Raw genomic sequence first — 19,922 nt, 5'->3', positions numbered from 1 at the left:
GCTCGAAGCCCTGGCCGGGTCCGTACAGCTGCGCCCAGGGTGCCGCCACGCCGAGCACCCAGACCCGGGCCAGCACCGCCAGGTTGGCTTTGTCCAGCCAGGTCTGCAGCAATTGCCGGGCGTCTTCGTCCCGGTACAGGTCCTGGGTGTCCTTGCCCTGGCTGGCGACGCCACGCTGCCAGTGCGGGTCGACGGCGGAGGCGGCCAGGCTGTGCAGGCGCTCTTTGAGTTGCTCGAGGTCGCCGACCACAGTGGCGGCGCGATGCTCCATGGCTTCGCGGCCCACTTGCAGGGTGTAGGCCAGGCTGGGCAGTGCGTCGTCGCTCAGTTGCAGGCGCTCGATGGCCGCCAGCAGGTTGCCGGCCATCAACGGCAGCCGGGACGCGTCGCGGGCCGACAGCAGAATCAGGCAGGCGGCCGCGGGGCGAGCCTGGGTCACAGCCAGCGGATAATCCTCGACCACGGCATGGGCATTGACGCCGCCGGCGCCGAAGCTGCTGATCCCGGCGATGCGCCGCCCCTGCCCGCCCTTGGCTGGCCAGGGCTGCAGCTGCTGGTTGACCTGGAACGGCGTCAGGGAAAAATCGATATTGGGGTTCAGCGTCCGGGAATGCAGCGACGGCACGATGAGCTGGTGGCGCATCTGCAGCAGCACCTTGATCACCCCGGCGACCCCGGCCGCGCCTTCGCAATGGCCGATATTGGATTTGACCGAACCGATCAGGCAAGGCGTCTCCCGGGGCTGCGCCGGATCATGCTCGAAGGCCTTGGTCAGGCCGCTGATTTCAATGGGGTCGCCCAGCTTGGTGCCGGTGCCGTGGGCCTCGATATAGCTGATCTCATCCGCGCTAACTGCCGCCCGGAGCAGGGCCTGGCGAATCACCTGGGTCTGCGCCGAGGGGTTGGGCACGGTGTAGCCGCTGGCCCGGCCACCGTGATTGACCGCGGTACCACGGATCACCCCATGGATGAAATCGCCATCACGCTCGGCGTCCTCCAGGCGCTTGAGCAGCAGCACGCCGACGCCTTCGCCGGGAATGTAGCCGTCACCGCCCTCGCCGAAGCTCTCGCAATGGCCCTTGGCGGAAATGAACCGGCCCTGGGACAGCATCAGGTACTTGCCGGGGTGCAGGCTCAGGTTCACGCCCCCGGCGAAGGCCGCGTTGACCGCCCCCGAGCGCAGGGCCTGGCAGGCCATGTCGAGGGCCACCAGGGAGCTGGAGCACATGGTGTCGATGGCCATGGCCGGGCCGTTGAAGTTGCCGACATAAGCCATGCGCGTGGCCACCGAAGAGGTGCCGCCGCCCAGGCCCACGGCGGCCGCCGATTGCGCAGCGAACAACGGGTACTCCTGGCCCATCACGCCGGCGTAGATCCCGACGTTGGCCGCGCCGTCCCTTGCGGTATTGCGCTGCAAGGCTTCGCGGGTGTAGCCGGCGTCTTCCATGGCCATCCAGGCATGCTGCAGGAACAGCCGCTCCAGGGGGTCCATCACTTCGGCTTCCCGGGGCGAAATCTGGAAGAACAGCGGATCGAAGCTGGTGGCATCCTCGATAAAGCCGCCCCATTTGCTGGAAATGGTTCCCGGCTCACCACTGTCGCTGTAGTAGTCGCGCCAGTCCCAGCGGCTGGCGGGGATTTCGCCGATGCAATCCTGGCCCGCCTGCAGGTTCTGCCAGAAGCCATCGAGGTCGTAGGCCTGGGGAAAGCGCCCGGCCATGCCGATCACCGCGATCCGCTGGCCGCCCGCGGCCGGGCCTGGAGCCGGGCTCGAAGGCGCATCCGCCCGAGCCGCGACGGCCGGTTCCAGGCGGCGCAACGAGGCATTGTCCAGCGATGCCAGCGCCCGCCCCTGGGCATCGACGATCAGCGAGTCGAAGGCGATGAAACCGTCCTTGACCCGCTTCGGCCCGGTCACCACGAAGGCCTTGCGGCCAGCGTCGCGCCACAGGGTCAGGCGCTCGAGCAGCAGCGGCACGAAGGTGGCGGCCGAGCCCTCGGACGACGGCCCCGGGACCGGAAACAGGTAGCAGCTGTTGAGCAGCAGCGGGTCCAGGGCCAGGCCATCGACAAAGCGCCGCCCGGTGGCGGGCAGCTCGACCTCGCAGATCAGGCTGCCGTCGGCGCCTTCATAGGCGGCGACCAGGGTCTTGAGCATCGGCCCCAGGGCAAAGGCCGGCACCGTGCGGTACCAACTGTCGATCTGCTGCGCGCTATACGGCCGCGCCGCGGCGATCAGCGCCTTGAGGTCGAGGGCGGCCGGCTCGGGAGTGTCCGGCGCGTGCACCAGGCCTTCGCAACACAGGCCGGCGCCCTCCCCGGCCAGTTGTTGATGCACGCTGAAGCGTCCGCCGCCATCGGCTGGCAGGCGGACCTCGACCTCGGCGATCTGCCCCGCCCGCAACTTCAGCGGGCCGCCCTGGAAGCGGATGTCCTGCAGGCTCAGCGGCAGCTGCGCCGCGCCGGCCAGCGCGGTCTGCAGCACCAGGCTCGGGTAGGTGATGCCCATCAGGGCCGGCTGGCCGTTCACCCGATGATCCTGCAGGTAGGCCTCGTCGGCGGCGAAGCGGTACGCCGCCGCTTGCGGTTGCCGGGTGGGCACCGGTGCCGCCGGCCTAGTCGCGAGCTGGGGCGCCAGCTCGCGGATATGCGTGAGCAGTTCCTCCAGCGTGTTGTGTTCGAACAGCAGGGTCGGGTTCAGGCGCCGGGCCAGCAGGCCTTCGATTTCCTTGAGGATGGTCAGCATCTGCGCCGAACTGAGCCCCATGTCGAAGAAACCGCGCCGTGGGTCCACCTGATCGGGACGGGTCTGCAGATGCCGGGCGAATACCGCGAGGATCTCGGGCGCCACATCGTCGGACTGCGCCTTGGCCGGCTGCGGGCTGTTTGGCGCCGGGGACGCGACGGCCCCCAGCGTCGCCCTGACCCGCTTGCCGGTCAGCTCGCCGAGGCTGGCCACCCAGCGGCCCGCCAGGTCGTAGAAATCGATGTCCAGCTTGCGGATATCGTTGGCCGTGGCGATCCGCCCCAGCTCGACCCGGGCCACGCAGGCCTCCTGCAACAACGCCCGGGCCTGGAAGCTGCCGTAATGCAACGGCAGGTACAGTCCGTCGTCGGCGGGCAACTGGTCTTCGAGCACCGCCGAGGCCACCGCCGCGCCATCGATCAGGGTCGGATGAAACAGCGCATCGGGCATCGACTGCCGCCACTGCGGCGCGACGCCCAGCTCGATCAGGCAGCCCCAGGCAAACCGCTGGACGCTGCCTTCGGCCAGCAGCAAGCCGTCATGCACCAGCTCGCGCTGCCGTGCCTGGGCATAGAGCTGCGCAAGCGGCACCCGGCCATCGGCTTGGGCCTTAAGCGCGGCCAGATCCAGATCCGGCTTGGCTCCCGCCTCCGGGGATGCCGGGTGCAGTTGCGCGGTGCAGTATTTCACCCGTTCCCCGGCCACGGCGTTGTCCCGCAGCGGCACGCCGTCGACATCCACCGCCCAGGCGCCGTCCTGCGCTTGCAGCGTCAGGGTCAGGCGCAGCGCCGAGCCGGCCGGGACCAACAACGGCTGGTAAATCACCAGGTCGCGCAGTTGGGTGTGCAGGCAGTCCAGCCCCAGGCCGTCGCGGGCCACCCGCAGCAGCAGGTCGATATAGGCCAGGCCCGGCAGCACGGCCTGGCCCTGGACGCGATGATGGGCGACCAACGGATGGTCGGCGCCGATCGTCAGATCAAAGTACTTGTTCATGAATCACACCCCAGCTTGACGGGATAGAAGAAGGCGCAACGGCCGCTGCCATGGCCGCAGGTTCGACCTGGGCAACGGGGGCCGGCGCGTGGTCGCCATGGCGGGCAAAGGAACGGCGGTCGAACAGCGGGGCCGGCAGGGGCTGGCGCACCTGCACATAGCCAACGTCGGCGATGAACTCTTCGAGGATCACATGGCAGTTGGTGCCGCCGTCCGGGAAGCAACTCTGGGCGGCGACCCGGGGCCGGCCGTCGGGGGTTTTCCAATCCAGCGTGCGCCGGTTGAAGTGCACCCGCGAGGCGGCGAAATCGAAGTGTTCGAAAGGCGCCAGGCCACAGGCACTGGGCACGATCTGCCGCTGCTGCAGGCTCAGGGCGCAGCGCGCGAAGCCGGCCAGCCCCGAGCTCAGCAGCAGATGGCCGACGCTGGGCTTGACCGAGCCCAGGCAGCAGGCGTCCAGGGCGCTGTCGTTGAGCTGGTAGACCTGGGCCAGCGCCTTGATCTCCACCGCGTCGACCACCACCGAACCGCCGCCATTGACCTCGATATAGCCCACGTCCCGCGGGGTCTTCCCGGCCTGGGCCAGGGCCTGGCGCATCACCTCCTGCTGCGCCTTGAGGCTGGGCGAGCCCGGCCCCAGGGTGCGCCCGTCGTTGTTCACCGCCAGGCCCTTAACCACGCAGTAGATCCGGTCGCCGTCGGCCTGCGCCGCGGCCAGGTTCTTGCACACCAGGGCCACCACGCCTTCGCCCAGCACATCCCCCGCGGCACGGTCGTCGAAGATATTGAAGGCGCCGTCGGGGCTAAGGATATTGCGCGCCGAGAACAGGTCATGGGCGTCGGACGAGGTCAACAGGCTGGTGGCGCCCACTAGGGCCATGTCGATGCTGCCGCTGCGCAGGGCATCGAAGGCCAGGGACATGGCGGTCAGGCCCGAGGAACAGGCAGTGTCCACCACCATGCTCGGACCTGTCAGGTTGCAGAAACGCGACAGGTTGCTCGCCAGGTAGTTCTGCCCCACGCCCAGGATCGGGTTGCTGGCCTCGGCCAGCGAGCGGGCATCGGCGGTGACCCGCAGACGGCCGCCGATGTACACCCCCACCGGCCGCGCCGACAGCTCCCGCAGCGAATAGCCGGCATCGAACAGCGCCGTGACGCCCTGTTCCAGCATCAGCCGCGCCTGAGGATCCATCACCGCCGCGTCCTTGGGGTTGAGGCCGAAGAACGCCGGGTCGAACCGGTCGATACCGTCCAGCCAGCCGCCCTGGGCCTGGCCATGGCCGCCCGGCCAGCGGTGCTCGCGCATCGGCCCGATGGCCGATTCGCCGCTGCTTTGCAGGGCCCAGAACGCCTGGGTATCGGCGGCGCCGGGCAGGCGTACCGCCAGGCCGATGATGGCGATCTCCGCGGGCCGCGCGGGCTCGGCCGCGGCTACCGGTTCTAGCGTTGCCGGAGCCGATTGCTCCAGCGGGGCCGGTTCGGCGCCCTGATCCTGGAGCCCCAGGTGTTGCGCCAGGGCTTCAGAATAGGTGCTTGCCAGGTGCTCGCACAGGCTGCCCAGGGTGGTGAACTCGAACATCAGCGACGGGTCCAGGCGGTTGCCCACCCAGGCGCTGAGGCTCTCCATCAGTTGCAGGACCATGATCGACTCGATGCCGTAGTCGGCGAACGCCATGTCGCGGTCCGTCAGTTGTTCGGCGGAGAATTTCAACTCCTCCATCAGCAGTTGGCGCATGGTCGCTTCCACCGCCGCCAGCAAGGATGCCGCGGCCACCGGTGCCGGCGCGGCCGGGGTTTTCGCCGCCGGGGTGACGGCGGGTCGTTCGCTCAACCGCGCCGGGCTGAAACGCTCGACCTCGACATGGCACGGCAGGCACACACCCGGGTTGGCCGGCGACAGGGCCAGGGCCAGCACCCGATCGAGCAAGCCCAGGCCGACGGCCGTGTCCAGCGGCTTGAGCCCCAGCTGCACCGCCAGCGGCCCGCCGTTGCCCACCGCCATGCCGACCTCGGCCCAGGCCGGCCATTGCACAGAGCACAGCCCCGCGCGCCGGTGGGCCAGGGCGAACTGATCCATATAGGCATTGGCCATGGCGTAGTCGCTCTGCCCTGCCGCCAGGGTCGGCACGCTGGCCGAGACCGAGGAAAACATCAGGAAAAAGCGCAGCCGCTGACTGTCCAGGCGCTGATACAGGGCCGCCAGGCCAGTGATTTTCGGCGCGCACACCGCCGCCATCTCGGCCAGCGATTTCTTGATAAAGGCCGGCGCGGCACTCACGGAACCTGCGCAGTGGAAGACCCCGGTGACCGGCCCCAGGCGCTCCTCGATAAGATCGACGGCCTGCTCGACGGCTTCTTGCGATTCCAGGCTGCACGCCTGATAGGCCAGCCGCACGCCCTGCTCCACCCAGGCTTGCAGGCGGCGCACCCTGGCCACTACCCGGTCGTCGACGGCGGCTTTATCGGCCAGCAGCCGTGGCCACTGCCCGGCATCGGGCAACGGCTCGCGGCCGATGATCGCAATGGCGCGCACGCCGCCCTGGACCAGGTGGTCCACCAGTGCCGCGCCGATCCCGCCGGTGCCACCGGTCACCAGCAGCACATCGTCCGCGCAGTAGGCCGGCGCTGTCGTTTCGGTCGTGGCGATCGGCTCGAAGGCCGGGACAAACCGCTGGCCCTGGCGGTAGCAGCAGTCCGCCTGGGCCCCGGCGTTGAACTCGGCTTCGATCTGGGCGATCAGCGCGCTCTGTTGCGCCGCGTTTAGGTCAGTATCCAGCACACCGGCCCGCACGCCGCGGTACTCGGCATTCAACATCCGGTACAGGCCCGCGGTGCGCGCGCCTTGCAACGTCGGCTGGATCTGCCACGGATGCAGGCCATGGCTCACCAGCAACAACCGTGGCGCGTGTTGCCGCTGCTCGGCGACAAAGGCCTGGAGCAGCGCCAGCTTGCCGCGTTCGAGGGCGGTGCCGGCCTCATAACCGGCGTCCAGGGCCGTCAGGTCGATCAGCCCCGTCAACGGTCCCGGGCAGCGACGATAGGCGGCCAGGGTAGTGTCCGGGTCATGGAAGTCGAGCGCGCCCTGGCCCTGGTGCACCAGGTAATGCGTATCCAGGCCCTGGCCGCCGGAGGCGAACAGGCCCTGGGCCAGCGCGTGGGTGCGCTCGGTGCACAGGATCAGCAGCCCGCCTTGGGCGACGGGAGCATCCGGCTGTTGCAGAGGTGCGGCGTGCCAGGTGCGGGCCAGGATCGGCTGGTCCGCCACTGCTGGCAACGCCGGCGCAAGCGCATCCCGTCCCAGGGGCGCCCAGTAGCGTTCCTTGGCAAAGGGGTACAGCGGCAGGCCGATGCGCCGGCCCAGGCGGTCCGGGCGCAGTTCGGCCCAGTCCAGCGCGGCCCCCTCGACCCAGGCCCGCAGACGCGCCTCCAGGTCAGCCCCGGCCGCAACTTCGGCGGGCGCGGCGCCGGCCCGGGCGCGGAAGAACACCCCTGCCCCGGCCGGATCACGCCACAGGCCCTCGGCGCTCGCTGCCTCGACCTGCGCCCAGTTCAGGCTCAGGGTCTGCAGGCGCGTGGCCAGGGTCTCCAGCGAGTCGGCCATGAACACCAGCCGCTCGCGCATGGCTTCGCGCCCCTCCTGCAAGGTGTGGGCAATGTCGGCCAGGGTCCGCGGACTGCCATCGGCCAGGGCCAGGCGCAGTTGTTCCAGCTTGTCCCGCAGTTGCCCCGCGGTGCGCGCCGACAGCGGGATCGCCCGGGCGTGCCCGTTGTCGTGCTCGGTTGCGGTGGCGCTTTCCTGCGCCGTGGGTTCGCGCAGGATCAGGTGGGCATTGGAACCGCCGGCGCCAAACGAGGACACCGCCGCCACTCGCGCCTCGCCCGTGGCCACCTGCCAGTCCGCCAGGGTCTGCTGGACCCGGAACGGCGTGCCGGCAAAGCCGATCTTGCCGTTGAGCACCGCCGAGTGCAGCGACGGCACCAGTTGCCGGTGCTGGAACTGCAACAGGATCTTGGTCAGCCCGGCGATACCGGCGGCGCTTTCGCAGTGGCCGATATTGGACTTGACCGAGCCTATGGCGCACTCCCGCGGGCCAGCCCCCAGGGCCTTGCCCAGCCCGGCGATTTCGATGGGGTCGCCCAGGGCCGTGCCGGTGCCGTGGGCCTCGATGTAACTGATAGTGCGCGGGTCGACCCGGCCCCGTTGCAAGGCAGCCTCGATCAGCGCCGCCTGGGCATTGGGGTTGGGCACCGAAAAACCGTTGGTTTTGCCGCCATGGTTGATGGACGATGCCTGGATCACCCCATAAATGCGGTCGCCCTGGGCCAGGGCATCCGCCAGCGGACGGATCAGCACCGCACCGACCCCTTCGCCGGGCACATAGCCGCTGCCGCCCTCGCCGAAACTGCGGCAACGCCCGTCGTCGGAGAGGAAGCGGCCCTGGCCCAGCACCAGGTACTTGTTCGGGTGCACGGTGACGTTCACGCCGCCGGCGATCGCCAGGGCGCAGTCGCCGGCCAGCAGGCTCTGGCAGGCCATGTGGATCGCGGTCAGCGACGAGGAACACATGGTGTCCAGGGTCACACTGGGGCCATGCAGGTTGCAGAAATAGGACACCCGGTTGGCAATCGAGGCGATGTTTCCGGGAATCGCCAGCGGATGGCCCAGGACCGTCTCCTCGGGACCGTAGAGCTGGTACTCGTTGTACATCGCGCCGACGAACACCCCGACGGCGGCGCTGTCCAGGCGCTGGGCGGCGCTGTGTTCGCGGCTATGGCGACGGGCCGTGGCGGCCAGGCTCGCCCGGGTGTAGCCGGCATCTTCCAGCAGGTGGTAGGCGCATTGCAGGAACAGCCGCTCCTGGGGATCGAGCAGCTCGGCTTCGCGAGCCGAGACGTTGAAGAACAGGGTGTCGAAGCAGTCCAGATCCTCGATGAAACCGCCCCATTTGCCATAGGTGGTGCCCGGAATATTTTTCTGCTCGTTATAAAAGCGTTCGTGGTTCCAGCGCCCGGCCGGGATCGGCGTGATGCAGTCGCGGCCTTCGCGCAGGTTGCTCCAGAACTGCTGCAGGTCCGCCGCCAGCGGGTATTGGCCGCTGAGCCCGACGATGGCGAACTCCATCGGCCCTTCGGCGACGGTCGCCGGCTGCTCGGGCGCAACGGTCGCGGTCACCGTCGGGGCCGTCATCGGGGCCAGCGGCGCGGTAGCCTCGGCGGCCGGGGCTAGGCGGCGCGCCAGTTCCGGCCCGTGCTGATCCAGGAAATACCCGCAGAGTTTCTCCAGGGTCTGGAATTCGAAGAACAGGGTCTTCGACAGCGGCCCGAACACCTCTTCAAGCCGCGCGGTCAGCCGGCCGACCATGATCGAGTCGATGCCGTAGTCTTCCAGGGGCGCCCGGGCATCGATCCGATGCGCCGGCAGCGCGAACACATCGCAGAGCAATTGCTTGAAGTACTGCTGGACCTGCTCGGCGTTCGGTGCGGCTGCTGGAGTCGAGGCCGACACGGCCTGGGGTTGCTCGTCCCGGGTCCGAGGCTTCTCGTGCAAATCCAGGGACGCCAGCGCCCGGGAACGATCGCCCTCGGCCACCAGCACCTGGGTCGCGCCCGCGGCCAGGGCGCCGCGCAGCGCCGCCAGCGCCACCGCGGTGCTCAGGGGGCGAATGCCCGAGCGGCTCCACAGCCGCTCCTCGGTCGAGGCGTCGGGGCGCATGCGGCCTTCGGCCCAGAGCGACCAGTCCATCGACAAGCTATGGCCGTGGCGCTCGCCACGAGCCACCTGCCGGTTGCGCACCTGGGCGAAGCCATCGAGGAAGGCATTGGCCGCCGCGTAGTCGGCCTGGCCGACATTGCCGGTCACGCCGCTGGCCGAGGCACCGAGCACAAAGTAATCCAGGGCCATGTTGCGGGTAGCGTGGTCGAGGTTGGCGGTGCCCCGCACCTTGGGTTCCAGCACCCTGGCGAACTGCGCCAGGGTCTTGTTGACGATAAAGTCGTCGGCGATGAGACCGGCGTTATGGATCACTCCGCTGAGGGGGCCATGGGCCTGTTGCACCGAGGCCAGCAGCGCTTCGACTTCCGCCAGTTGGCCGATGTCCGCCTGGCAGTACTCGACCCGTGCCCCGCGCCGTTCGAGGGCGGCCAATTGCTGATGTTCGGCCGGGCTCAGCAGTGAGCGCCCCACCAGCACGATGCGCGCATCGCGGCTGTGTTCGATGATGTCGCGGGCAAACAGCCGTCCCAGGGCGCCCGCGCCGCCGGTGATCAGGTAGCAGCCGGCGTCCTTCCACACTGGCCGCTGGGCCGCCAGCGCCCCGCCGTCGGTCCAGACCGGCACCCGCTGCTGGCCGCCGTCGAGCCAGACCGTGGCGTGCCCGCCGTCGATCGGCTGCCGTTCGAGGGCCTCCAGGGTCGGCGTAGCGATCAGTTGTCCGCGCAGCCGTGGGTTTTCCAGGCTCGCGGTTTTCAGCAGGCCGTCCAGGCCGAGCATCGCCGGCGCCGCCGGCCAGCCGAGCAGAACCACCTGGACGAACAGCGGCTGCTGGCTGGCGCCGGCCCCCAGGCAGCCTTGCAGATGGGCGAACAGTGCCTCGGCCGCCGCCTGGTAATCCCGGGCCAGGGCCAGGTTGTCCTGGCCGGTGCAGGCCACCGCCAGCGCCTGGACCCGCGCCTGGGGAAACAATCGGCGCAGGCCGCTCAATGCCGGCGCCGGATCGCCCGCGGCGAGCAACAACAGCTGATGTTCGCCGTTCACAGCCGGCACGGCGTCGGCCTCGGCCACCGTCTGCCACTGGCGCAGCAGGCGGATCGGCGCGGGGGCCTCGCCGGCGCCCAGGGCAATGTCCCGGGCCGCCAGCCCCCGCAGGCTGACCCGCAGTTGGCCCTGATCGTCGTACAGCCGCGCATCGACTTTGCTCACGGCACCCTGTTCATCGAGGCTCAGCAGCGCCCACAGCGAGGCATCGAGCCGGCCATGGATATCGATCCGCTCCAGGGCGAACGGCACTTTCGGCGGCAGGCTGCCGCGGCCATCCGCGCCGAGGAAGAACCCCGCCACCCCTTGCAACGCACCGTCCAGCAAGGCGGCGTGCAAGGTCCAGGCGCTGGCGGGCTGGCTGCCCGGCGCCTCGGGCAGTACCAGGCGCACCAGGCACTGGCGCGCGTCGCGGTAGACCGCCTCGATCACCCGGCAGGCCGGCCCGTAGGCCAGCCCCGCGGCCTGGAAAGCGGCGTAGCAGTCGGCCCCGGACAGGACATGGCGGCTGCGCGCCTTGAGCGCCTGGATATCCAGCACGTCGCAGTCTTCGGCCAGGGCCGTGTCGAACAGCGTGACCACGCCCTGGCCATGCACCAGCGGCTCAGACTCGGGCTGATCCGCCAGGCGGCTGGCAATGCGGTAGGCGAAGCCGCCTTCCAGCGGAGTCAGCCGGGTTTCCACCTGCCGCGACCGCTCGGCGTCCCAGATCAAGGGCGCCATCCAGCCAACCTTGGCGATACGCGCGCTGCGCCAGTGGGGATGCAGCGCCGTGGCGGCCTGCAGGGCCATTTCCAGGTAAGCCACCCCTGGCAGCACGTGATGCCCTTGCACCACATGGTCGGCCAGGAAAAACTCTTGCCCGCTGAACGCCGAGACGAAATGTTCGCCGTTGGCCTGGGAGGTCTGGTGGCGCACCAGCGGCCGGACCGCCGGCGCAGGCGCTTGCCTGCCGCGACCGGGGCCCTGGGGATCGACCCAATAGTGGCCATGCTCGAAGGGATAGGTCGGCAGTTGCAGGCGCACGGGCGCCTGCCGCGGGTAACGCAGGTGCCAGGGCAGCGCGTAGCCCTGGCAGTAGAACTCGGCCAGGCCGCGCAGGGTCTCCTCGTAGCCCTCGACCTGTGGAGTGGCGTCCAGGTCATCCCCCAGTAGCCGCACCCATTGCTCGATGGTGCGCACGATGGAGGGTTGCGGCGCCTGGCGCTTGTCGCCTTTGCCGAGCAGTACCCGCTCCTGGAACACCTGCGCCGGGAAGGCATCGTCGCTGGCCGCCCGGGCCCGCGCCTGTGGCAGGTACTCGCTGGCCAGCTGGCGCAGCAGGTCCAGTGCCGAAGCTTGATCCTCTACCACCAGGGCGCAGCGGTATTCGAAGTGATGGCGGCCGTCGAGCAAGCTGTGGCTGACTGCGGCCAGCTCCAGTTGCGGGTTGCCGACCAGCACCTCGATCAACTGCTCGACCCGGTCGCACAGCGACAGGATCGATCGCGCCGACAGCACCAGCAGATAGGCCGGCGACGCCTGGAAGCGCTGCGGCTGGCGACGCTCGCCGGGCGCAAGGTCACGCAGCACCGCATGGGCATTGGTGCCGCTCATGCCAAAGGCACTCACCGCGCCGTGCCGCGGGCCGTCGGCCTTGACCGGCCATGGGCGCGGCGCGGTGTTGACAAAGCAGCCACTGGCCTGCCAGTCGACAAAGTCGTTGTGGGTCTCGAAATTCAGGCTCGGCGGGATGGTTTCGTGGCGCAGCGCCGATGCCAGGCACAAGGTGCTGACCAGGCCCGATGCGGCCAGGCAGTGGCCGAAGTTGGTCTTGGTGGAGGTCAGCGCGCAATGGGCCCCCTCCTGCGACTGGCCGAAGACCTGTGCCAGGGCATTGACCTCCACCGCATCGCCCAGGGCGGTGCCGGTGCCGTGGGTGACCAGATAATCGATCTGCCCTGGCGCCAGTTCGCAGGCCTCGTAGGTCGAGGCCAGCAGCCGCGCCTGCGCGGCGCCGTTGGGCGCGGTGATGCCGTTGGTCTTGCCGTCGTAGTTGATCGCGCTGGCGGCGATCACCGAGACGATCGGGTCGCCGTCGGCCAGGGCCTTCGACAGCGGCTTGACCACCAGCGCCACCACCGCCTCGCCGGGGACCATGCCATTGGCCCGCTGGTCGAAGGTGTGGCAGCGGCCGTCCGGCGACAGCATGCCGGCCTCGTCCATGCGGGTGAACGACTGGCGCATGAGCATCAGGTTGGCACTGCTGACCAGGGCCATCTCGCACTCGCCCAGGCGCAGGCTCTGGCAGGCCTGGTGCAAGGCCACCAGCCCCGAGGAACAGGCGGTGTTGAGGGCCATCACCGGGCCGTCGAGGTCGAGGAAATACGCCAGATGCGAGGCCGCGATGGCGCTGTGGTTGGCGGTGATGGAACCGCCACCGCCCAGCTGGAAGTACTCGCCCTCCTCCAGGCCGACGAACACCCCGACCCGCTGGCTGGCCAATTGCCGGGGACCGACCCCGGCATCTTCCAGGGCGCGCCAGGACTCTTCCAGCAACAGCCGCTGGCGCGGGTCCATCTCTTGCGCCGCGCGCGGGGAAATGCCGAAGAACAGGGGGTCGAACTCATCGACGCCGCGCAGCGAACCGCAGCTGTAGCCCTCCGCGGCCTGGGCCGTGCTCACGGCGCTGCGGCCGTCGAGCAGCAACTGCCACATTTCATCGACCGAGTCGCATTGCGGGAAACGACCGCTGGCGCCAATGATCGCCATGGGCTCGGCCGGCCGCGTCGATGCGGCCTGGTTACCGGGGGCCTGTACAGGCGCCGGAAGCCGTCCCAGTGGCACGCTCGACGGTTGCGGTGCCTGGGCCGCGGGCGCCGAAGGCGCGGCCTGCGAACGATAATGCTCCGCCAATGGCGCGCCATGCTGTTGCGCCAGGTGCCCGGCCAGCCGCTCCAGGGTCGGATGGGAGAAAAACAGCGCCGGGCTGACGGCGAAACCGAAGCGTTGCTGCATCTTCTTGGCCAGGCGGGCCAGGTTGATCGAATCGAAGCCGAAGCTGCTCAGGGTGGCATCGCCAGGCAATTCCGTGGCCGGGATTTGCGCCACATCGCTGCACAGGCCTTGCAGCTCCGACAGGACTTGAGTGTGCAGGTCGATCGGCGCGGATGACGGCAGCGCTGCGGCCACTGGCGCCACCGCGGGTTGTGCCGGAGTGTCCAGGTCGAACAGTTGCGCCAGCCGGGAAGCGTCGCCGCAGGCCACCGCCGCGTGCTCCAGACCGCTGCGCAGAATCGCTTCGAAGGCCGCCAGGCCCTGTTGCGCGGTGAGCAAGGCTTGACCGCTTCGGTGCAGGTACGACGCCAGGTCACGCCCCTGTTCGGAGTCGGCGGCGGCCCGCACCGGGCCCATGCCACCGTCTTTCCACAACGGCCAGTTGATGGCGATGGTTTGCCCATGGCGCTCGCCGCGGGCCACCCGCTGGTTGCGATACGTGGCGTGGGCCATCAGAAAACGATTGCCCATGGCGTAGCTGCCCGCGCCCATGTCGCCGAGCAAGGCGGCGGTCGAGGAGAAATAACAGGCATGGACCAACGGATCGCCAGCGGTCAGGGCATCGAGTATTTCGCTGCCGGCCACCTTGGGCGCCAACACCGCCTGGAATGCCTGCGCCGAGGCCTGCAACAGCCTGTCCCCCTCTTCGACACCGGCGGCGTGAATGAACCCCTGCAGCGGGCCAAAGGCAGTGCGGGCCTGGATCAGCACCTGCTCCATGGTGGCGAAGTCCGTCACATCGGCCTGCCAGTAACGCACCTGGGCGCCGCTGCCGGCCAAGGCTTGCAAGCGCTGCTCCAGGGCCGGGGTCGGGGCTGAACGCCCCACCAGCGCCAGGCGCAGGGCGGTGCCCTGGGTGCGCGCCAGATGATCGGCGAACAGCAGCCCAAGATGGCCGCTGCCGCCAGTGATCAGCCAGGTGTTGGCCCGGGCCGAAGGCAAGGCCGCCGGTTGCGCGGCTTCGTCCACCTCAAGGGCCAGGCGTTGCATCGACAGTTGATGACGCTGATGCCCCACATACAGGCTGCTGCCGCCTGCGCCGCCGCGCCATTGTGTCAGCAACGGCTCGAAACAGGCGCTCGCCCGCCCCTGGCCGGCCAGGGCGAAGTCGCAAGCCGCGGTGCTTTCCAGCAGCACGGTCTGCCAGACGGTGTGCGACAGGATGCGTGGCATGGAGCGCTCCAGGCCAATCCAGGATTCCAGTTGGCAACGGTCCGCCCCGTCGCGGCAGATACCGCCCAGCAACACCCGCTGCACGTTCTGCTGCAACCGCGACAACGCCTGCACCAGGCTCACCAGCAGGCCGGGCTGGCGGCTGAGTTCCGGCGTCTCCAGCGGCCACAGATACAACAGGCCGTCGATGGCACCGTGCCGCTGGATAACCGTCCCCAGCACCTCGTTGAGTTCATGGACACGCTGCGGGTCGAGAGCAAAGCTGTTGGCGCCGGCATGGCCCTGGCGCGACAGGAACACCAGGCGACTGCCAGGCATCTGCGTAGCCGCCTGCTGGCGCAACTGTGCCTGATGGGCCGGATCGGACAGACAACACAGTACCAGCCGCGGTTGCTCCGGCGCCGCGCTGGCGACCTCGGCGAGCGCCGGTTGCCAGTGCTCGGCGAATGTCAGCAATGTGTGTCGGGGGGATGGCTCGGGCGCCGGCGGCGTTGGCACCGGCGGTTCGTCGATGGCCCAATGACGAATCCGCGCAAACGGATAGCTCGGCAATGCCACCCGGCGCACGCCGGCGGGGCGCGACAGCGCGCGCCAATCCAGGGCTTGCTCGCGATGGCGGGTCCACAGTTGTGCCAGGGCCTTCAGGTCGCGGGTCGCGAGGGCCTGATCCCACTGCTGGCCAGGTGACTCGGCGCTGGTGCTGTCGGGGCTGCTCCAGTAGACCCCATCGGCGCTCGCTGCCCCGTCGCTCGCTTCACGCAAGCGTTGCGCCAGTTCGGCCACGCTGCCCACCACCAGCGCCAGGCGCTCGGCCAGGGCATCGCGGCCCACTTGCAGGGTGTACGCCAGGTTCGCCAGGGAGATCTGCGGTTGTTTCTCGAGATGGCGGGCCAGGCGCCGGACGCTCTCCAGCAAGCGCTCGCGCGTCCTGGCCGAGAGCACCACCAGGTGCTCGTTGTCCTCATGGGGCGTGCCGGCTGGCGCTACATACTCTTCCAGCACCACATGGGCGTTGGCTCCGGCAAAGCCCAGGCTGCTGACCCCGGCCCGGCGTGGGATCGGTCGACCTTGCGCGTCGGTCAGGACCGTCCACGGCTGTCGCTGATCGACAATGTAGAACGGGCTGTCAGCCAGTTTGATGTACGGATTCTGCCGGTCGAAATGCAGGTTGCCCGGCAAGGTGCGGTGCTGCATCGACAAGATGACCTTGAACAGCCCGGCCATGCCGGCGGCGGCTTCCAGATGACCGATATGGGTCTTGACCGCCCCCAGGCCGCAGCGTCCTTGGGGAATATTCACCCCCTGGTTGCGCGACAAGGTGGCGAAGGCATCTTTCAGACCATTGATTTCAATGGGGTCGCCCAGGGGGGTGCCGGTGCCATGGGTTTCGATGTAGGTAATGGTCGAGGGGTCTATTCCCGCGCGGGTGTAGGCATCCACCAGCAGCATCGATTGTGCCACCGGGTTCGGCGCGGTCGGGGAGCTCGCCCGCCCGCCATGGTTCTCAGCTGTGGCGTGGATCACCGCGTGGATGACGTCGCCATCGGCAATGGCCTGGTGCAGCGGCTTGAGCAACACTGCGCCGGCCCCTTCACTGCGCACATAACCATTGGCCTTTTCGCTGAACGTCTTGCAGCGACCGTCCTCGCTCAACATCCCGGCATCGCTGAACGACAAGGTGAGGTACGGACTCAGGAGCAGGTTCACGCCGCCGGCAATCGCCATCTCGCAGCCATTACGAATGGACTCCACCGCCCGGTGCAGGGCTACCAACGAGCTGGAGCAGGCGGTGTCCACCGGCTCGCTCGGGCCATGACAGCCCAACTGGTAGGAGATGCGGTTGGCCAGCATCGAGTGGGACAGCCCGGAGGAGGAATAGGCGCTGATCGGCGCACCGGACTCCACCAGCAGATTGAGATAGTCGGTCGCGCAGACACCGATGAAGACTGACGTCTGGCTGCCGGCGAAATCGCTGCTGGCGTAACCGGCGTTGCCAATGGCACTGAAAACCGTCTCCAGGATCAGTCGCTGGGAGGGGTCCATCAGCTTCGCTTCATGGGGCGAGATGTTGAAATACAAACTGTCGAACTTGTCGACATCGTCGATGAAGCCACCCCATTTGGCGCGGGTCTTGCCGCCCTCGGCCGGGTCGCCGTAGATCGCCTCCCAGCTCCAGCGTTGCGCCGGTACCGTGGTGATCATGTCATCGCCCGCGAGCTGGTGTTCCCAGAAACGCTCCAGGTCGGGCGAACCCGGCAACACCCCGGCCATGCCGATGATCGCGATCGGCATGACGCCATTGTCGGCGTGTGGCATGGCCGAGCCTGCGGCCGCGGATGCCACGGCCGGCTCCGGTTCCGGCACTGCCGCCGGCGCTGGCGCCGCGACGGTTTGCGGGTATTGGGCCGAGATAAATCCACCCAACGCGGCCAGGGTCTTGTGCTCGTAGAACAGCGCCGGGGTGATATCGATGTCGTAGTGGCCGTTGAGCTTGTTGGCCAGTTCGACATAGGTGATGGAGTCGAAGCCATAGCTGCCCAGCTCGCTGTCGACGTTGAAACCCGAGGCGGTCTTGTGCAGCACCTGGGCTGCCAGGTCCTTGAGAGTGGCCATCAGGTCGGCGCCTGCGTCGCTGGTGACAGGCGCCGCGTCGATGACTGGCACGGCAGGTGTCGCCGATGCCTGCTCGAGCGCCAGAAATTGCGCCACGGCCTCCAGGGTCTTGTGCTCGTAGAACAGTGCCGGGGTGATGTCCAGGGCGTAATCGCGGTTGATCCGGTTGGCCAGTTCCACATAGGTGATGGAGTCGAAGCCGTAATCCGTCAGGGCGACCTGGGGGCGCAGGCTGCCGGCATCGCGTCGCAGAATATCGGCGGCCAGCTTGCCCAGCGCGCGGACCAGCCCCTCGCTGGCGGCGATCGCGGGTGGGCGCACCGCCATGCTCGGTGTTGGCTGCAACGGGGTCATGCCGAGGACTTTTTCGATCTTCGCGCGATCGCCCACGGCCACGCATAGCGAGGTCGGGCTGGTCGTGGACAGGCCCAGCAAGACCTCCATCCCCGTGTCCAGGGACAGCGGCTGCACGCCCATCACATTGCGCATCAGGGTTTGGTTCTGCTCGCTGAGGCGCATGCCGCCGTCGCGCCAGTACGGCCAGTTGACCGACAGCGACTTGCCCTGGCGTTGCCCGGCCCGCACTTGTTCGTCGCGCCACTGGGCAAAATGGTCGAGGTATTCGTTGGCATAGGCGTAGGCCGACTGGCCGACGGTGCCCGCCAGGGACGAGATGGACGAAAACACCAGGAACAGGTCCAGCTCGTCGCCCCGGGTCACCTCGTCCAGGTGACGCACACCGGCGACCTTGGGCTCGATCACCGGTCCCAGGGCGCTCGGGTCCTGCTTGACGATCAGGCTGTCGCGGATCGCCCCGGCGGCATGCAGCACGCCATTGAGGACGCCGAACTCGGCCTTGATCGCCCGATGCAGCGCCTCAACGTCGGCCTGGCGGCTGACATCGGCCTGCAGATAGCGGGTCAGTCCCGGCAAGCTGGGCTCTTCGGCCTGCGCCAGGGCCTGCGCCACACGGTCCGCAGGGGAACGCCCGCAGAGCATCACCCGCGCGGCGAAGCGCCGGCGCAGCTGGCGGGCAATCTGCAAGCCCAGGGCGCCGGCGCCGCCGCTGATCAGGTAGACACCGCCCTGGCGAAACAAGCCCTGGGGCACAAGCGCCGCCGAGCGCTCCAGGCCTTCGAGCCGTTGCACCTGGCGCACCTGCTGCTGGTAACGCACCAGCACCTGGCCGGCCACCGGTCCATGGCGCAACTCTTGCTCCACCTGGCGCGCGGCGTCGGCCTCGGTGCCGCTGACCTCGAGGACACCGGCCCACAGCCCGGGATGCTCATGGCGCAGGACCCGGGCGAACCCGGCCAGGGCGCGATGCCCGGCCTGGGCGCGATGCCCGGCCTGGGCCGAACGGCTGACGAACAGCAGGCGTCCCTGGGTCCGCTGGCGTGCCACCAGCACGGGCACAAGCTGATACAACAGGTGCAGCAGCGCCTCGCCTTGCAGTCCCTCCTCCAGCAGGAACAACAGATTCAAGTCGCCGCTGGCGGGCAGCGCGTCCAGCCATTGCTGCCAATGCCCGGCATTCCGAGGGTCGATGCCCAGGCTCTTGCCGTCTTCACTGACGTGCACCGAACCGTCGCTGGCCGGCGTTGGCGACACGCGCCATGGTTTGAAGCTCAGGGCCTGTTCAAGAGCCTGCCACCCTCCCTGAGCCGCCCTGAACAGCACAGTGTGGGCGGTCAACGGCTGGGCTGGCTGGCTGTCGAGGTCTTGCGCCTGCCAGTGGGGAGCAAACAGTTGCAGGTCGTCCTTCTTGCGCAGCGAGTAAGGCCGATAGGACAGGCTGCGTATGGCGACCAGCACTTGTCCGTCGTCACTCAGCAGGTCGATGTCGAAACGCTTTTCGGCGAACTGCGCCGCGCCATGGTTGCCCGCCACTCGGGCATAGCCGTAACAGGTTGCCGTGAGCGGTGCGTAAACCGTGATCTCGTTGAGGGAATAAGGGATGTACAAGGTGCTGTCGCGGCTGGGGTCGCCGAGCAGCCCCAACATGCTCTGCAAGGCGCCTTCCACCAACGACGGATGCAGGGTGTAGGCTCCCAGATCATGGCGCAGGGCCTGGGGCAAGACCAGCCGAGACAGGGATTCGGAGGCGTTGAAATACAAGGTTTCCAGGGCGCGCAAGCTCGGCCCGTAGACCAGATCGTTGCGAACGAAGATCCGATAGCAGTCCGCCGCCGGCAAGGCCTCGGTGCAACGGGATTTGATCGCCGCCAGATCCATCCGGGGCATCTGTTGCGGAGCCGGCACCCAACCTACCCGGCCCTGGGAAAACAACTGCCCCGCCCCGTCACTGATCCGATAGGCCGTGCCGCGCTCGGTCTCCTGCAGGTCAACCTGCACTTGCTGGGGTTGATCGGTGACGATTACCGGCTTGATCCAGGCCACGTTCCGCACTTGCTGTAGCAGACCGTCCGGGACGCCTTCCCCGGCCAGGCGCTGAGCGGTGACGGCCATTTCCAGATGGGAGACGCCCAGCAGGGTCGGTGCCCCGGACACCAGATGATCCTTGAGATAGACCTCGTCGCTCTCGAAGCGATGACTGAAGCTGGGCTGTGGTGTCCCGTTCAGCCGGTGCAACTGAATGGGATGCAA

The 19,922-nt window shown here is 68.5% G+C and carries 2 protein-coding genes (1 of these 2 running past the window's edge); both read right to left on the bottom strand.

Going from position 1 to position 19,922, the window contains the following annotated elements:
- Positions 1–3,739 carry the 5' portion of a beta-ketoacyl synthase N-terminal-like domain-containing protein gene (locus ATI02_RS23375; protein WP_100847497.1) on the bottom strand. Its footprint begins 3,305 nt before the window's first position, so the window shows 3,739 of its 7,044 coding nt (coding positions 1–3,739); its start codon is at positions 3,737–3,739; its stop codon lies off the left edge, out of view.
- Positions 3,723–19,922, bottom strand: a complete 16,200-nt coding sequence (locus ATI02_RS23370) for an SDR family NAD(P)-dependent oxidoreductase (protein WP_244196551.1) — start codon at positions 19,920–19,922, stop codon at positions 3,723–3,725. Before ATI02_RS23370 ends, ATI02_RS23375 begins: the two co-directional genes overlap by 17 nt.

It is taken from the genome of Pseudomonas baetica (assembly GCF_002813455.1).
GTDB lineage: Bacteria > Pseudomonadota > Gammaproteobacteria > Pseudomonadales > Pseudomonadaceae > Aquipseudomonas > Aquipseudomonas baetica.
This window is presented reverse-complemented; position numbering and strand designations above follow the sequence as displayed.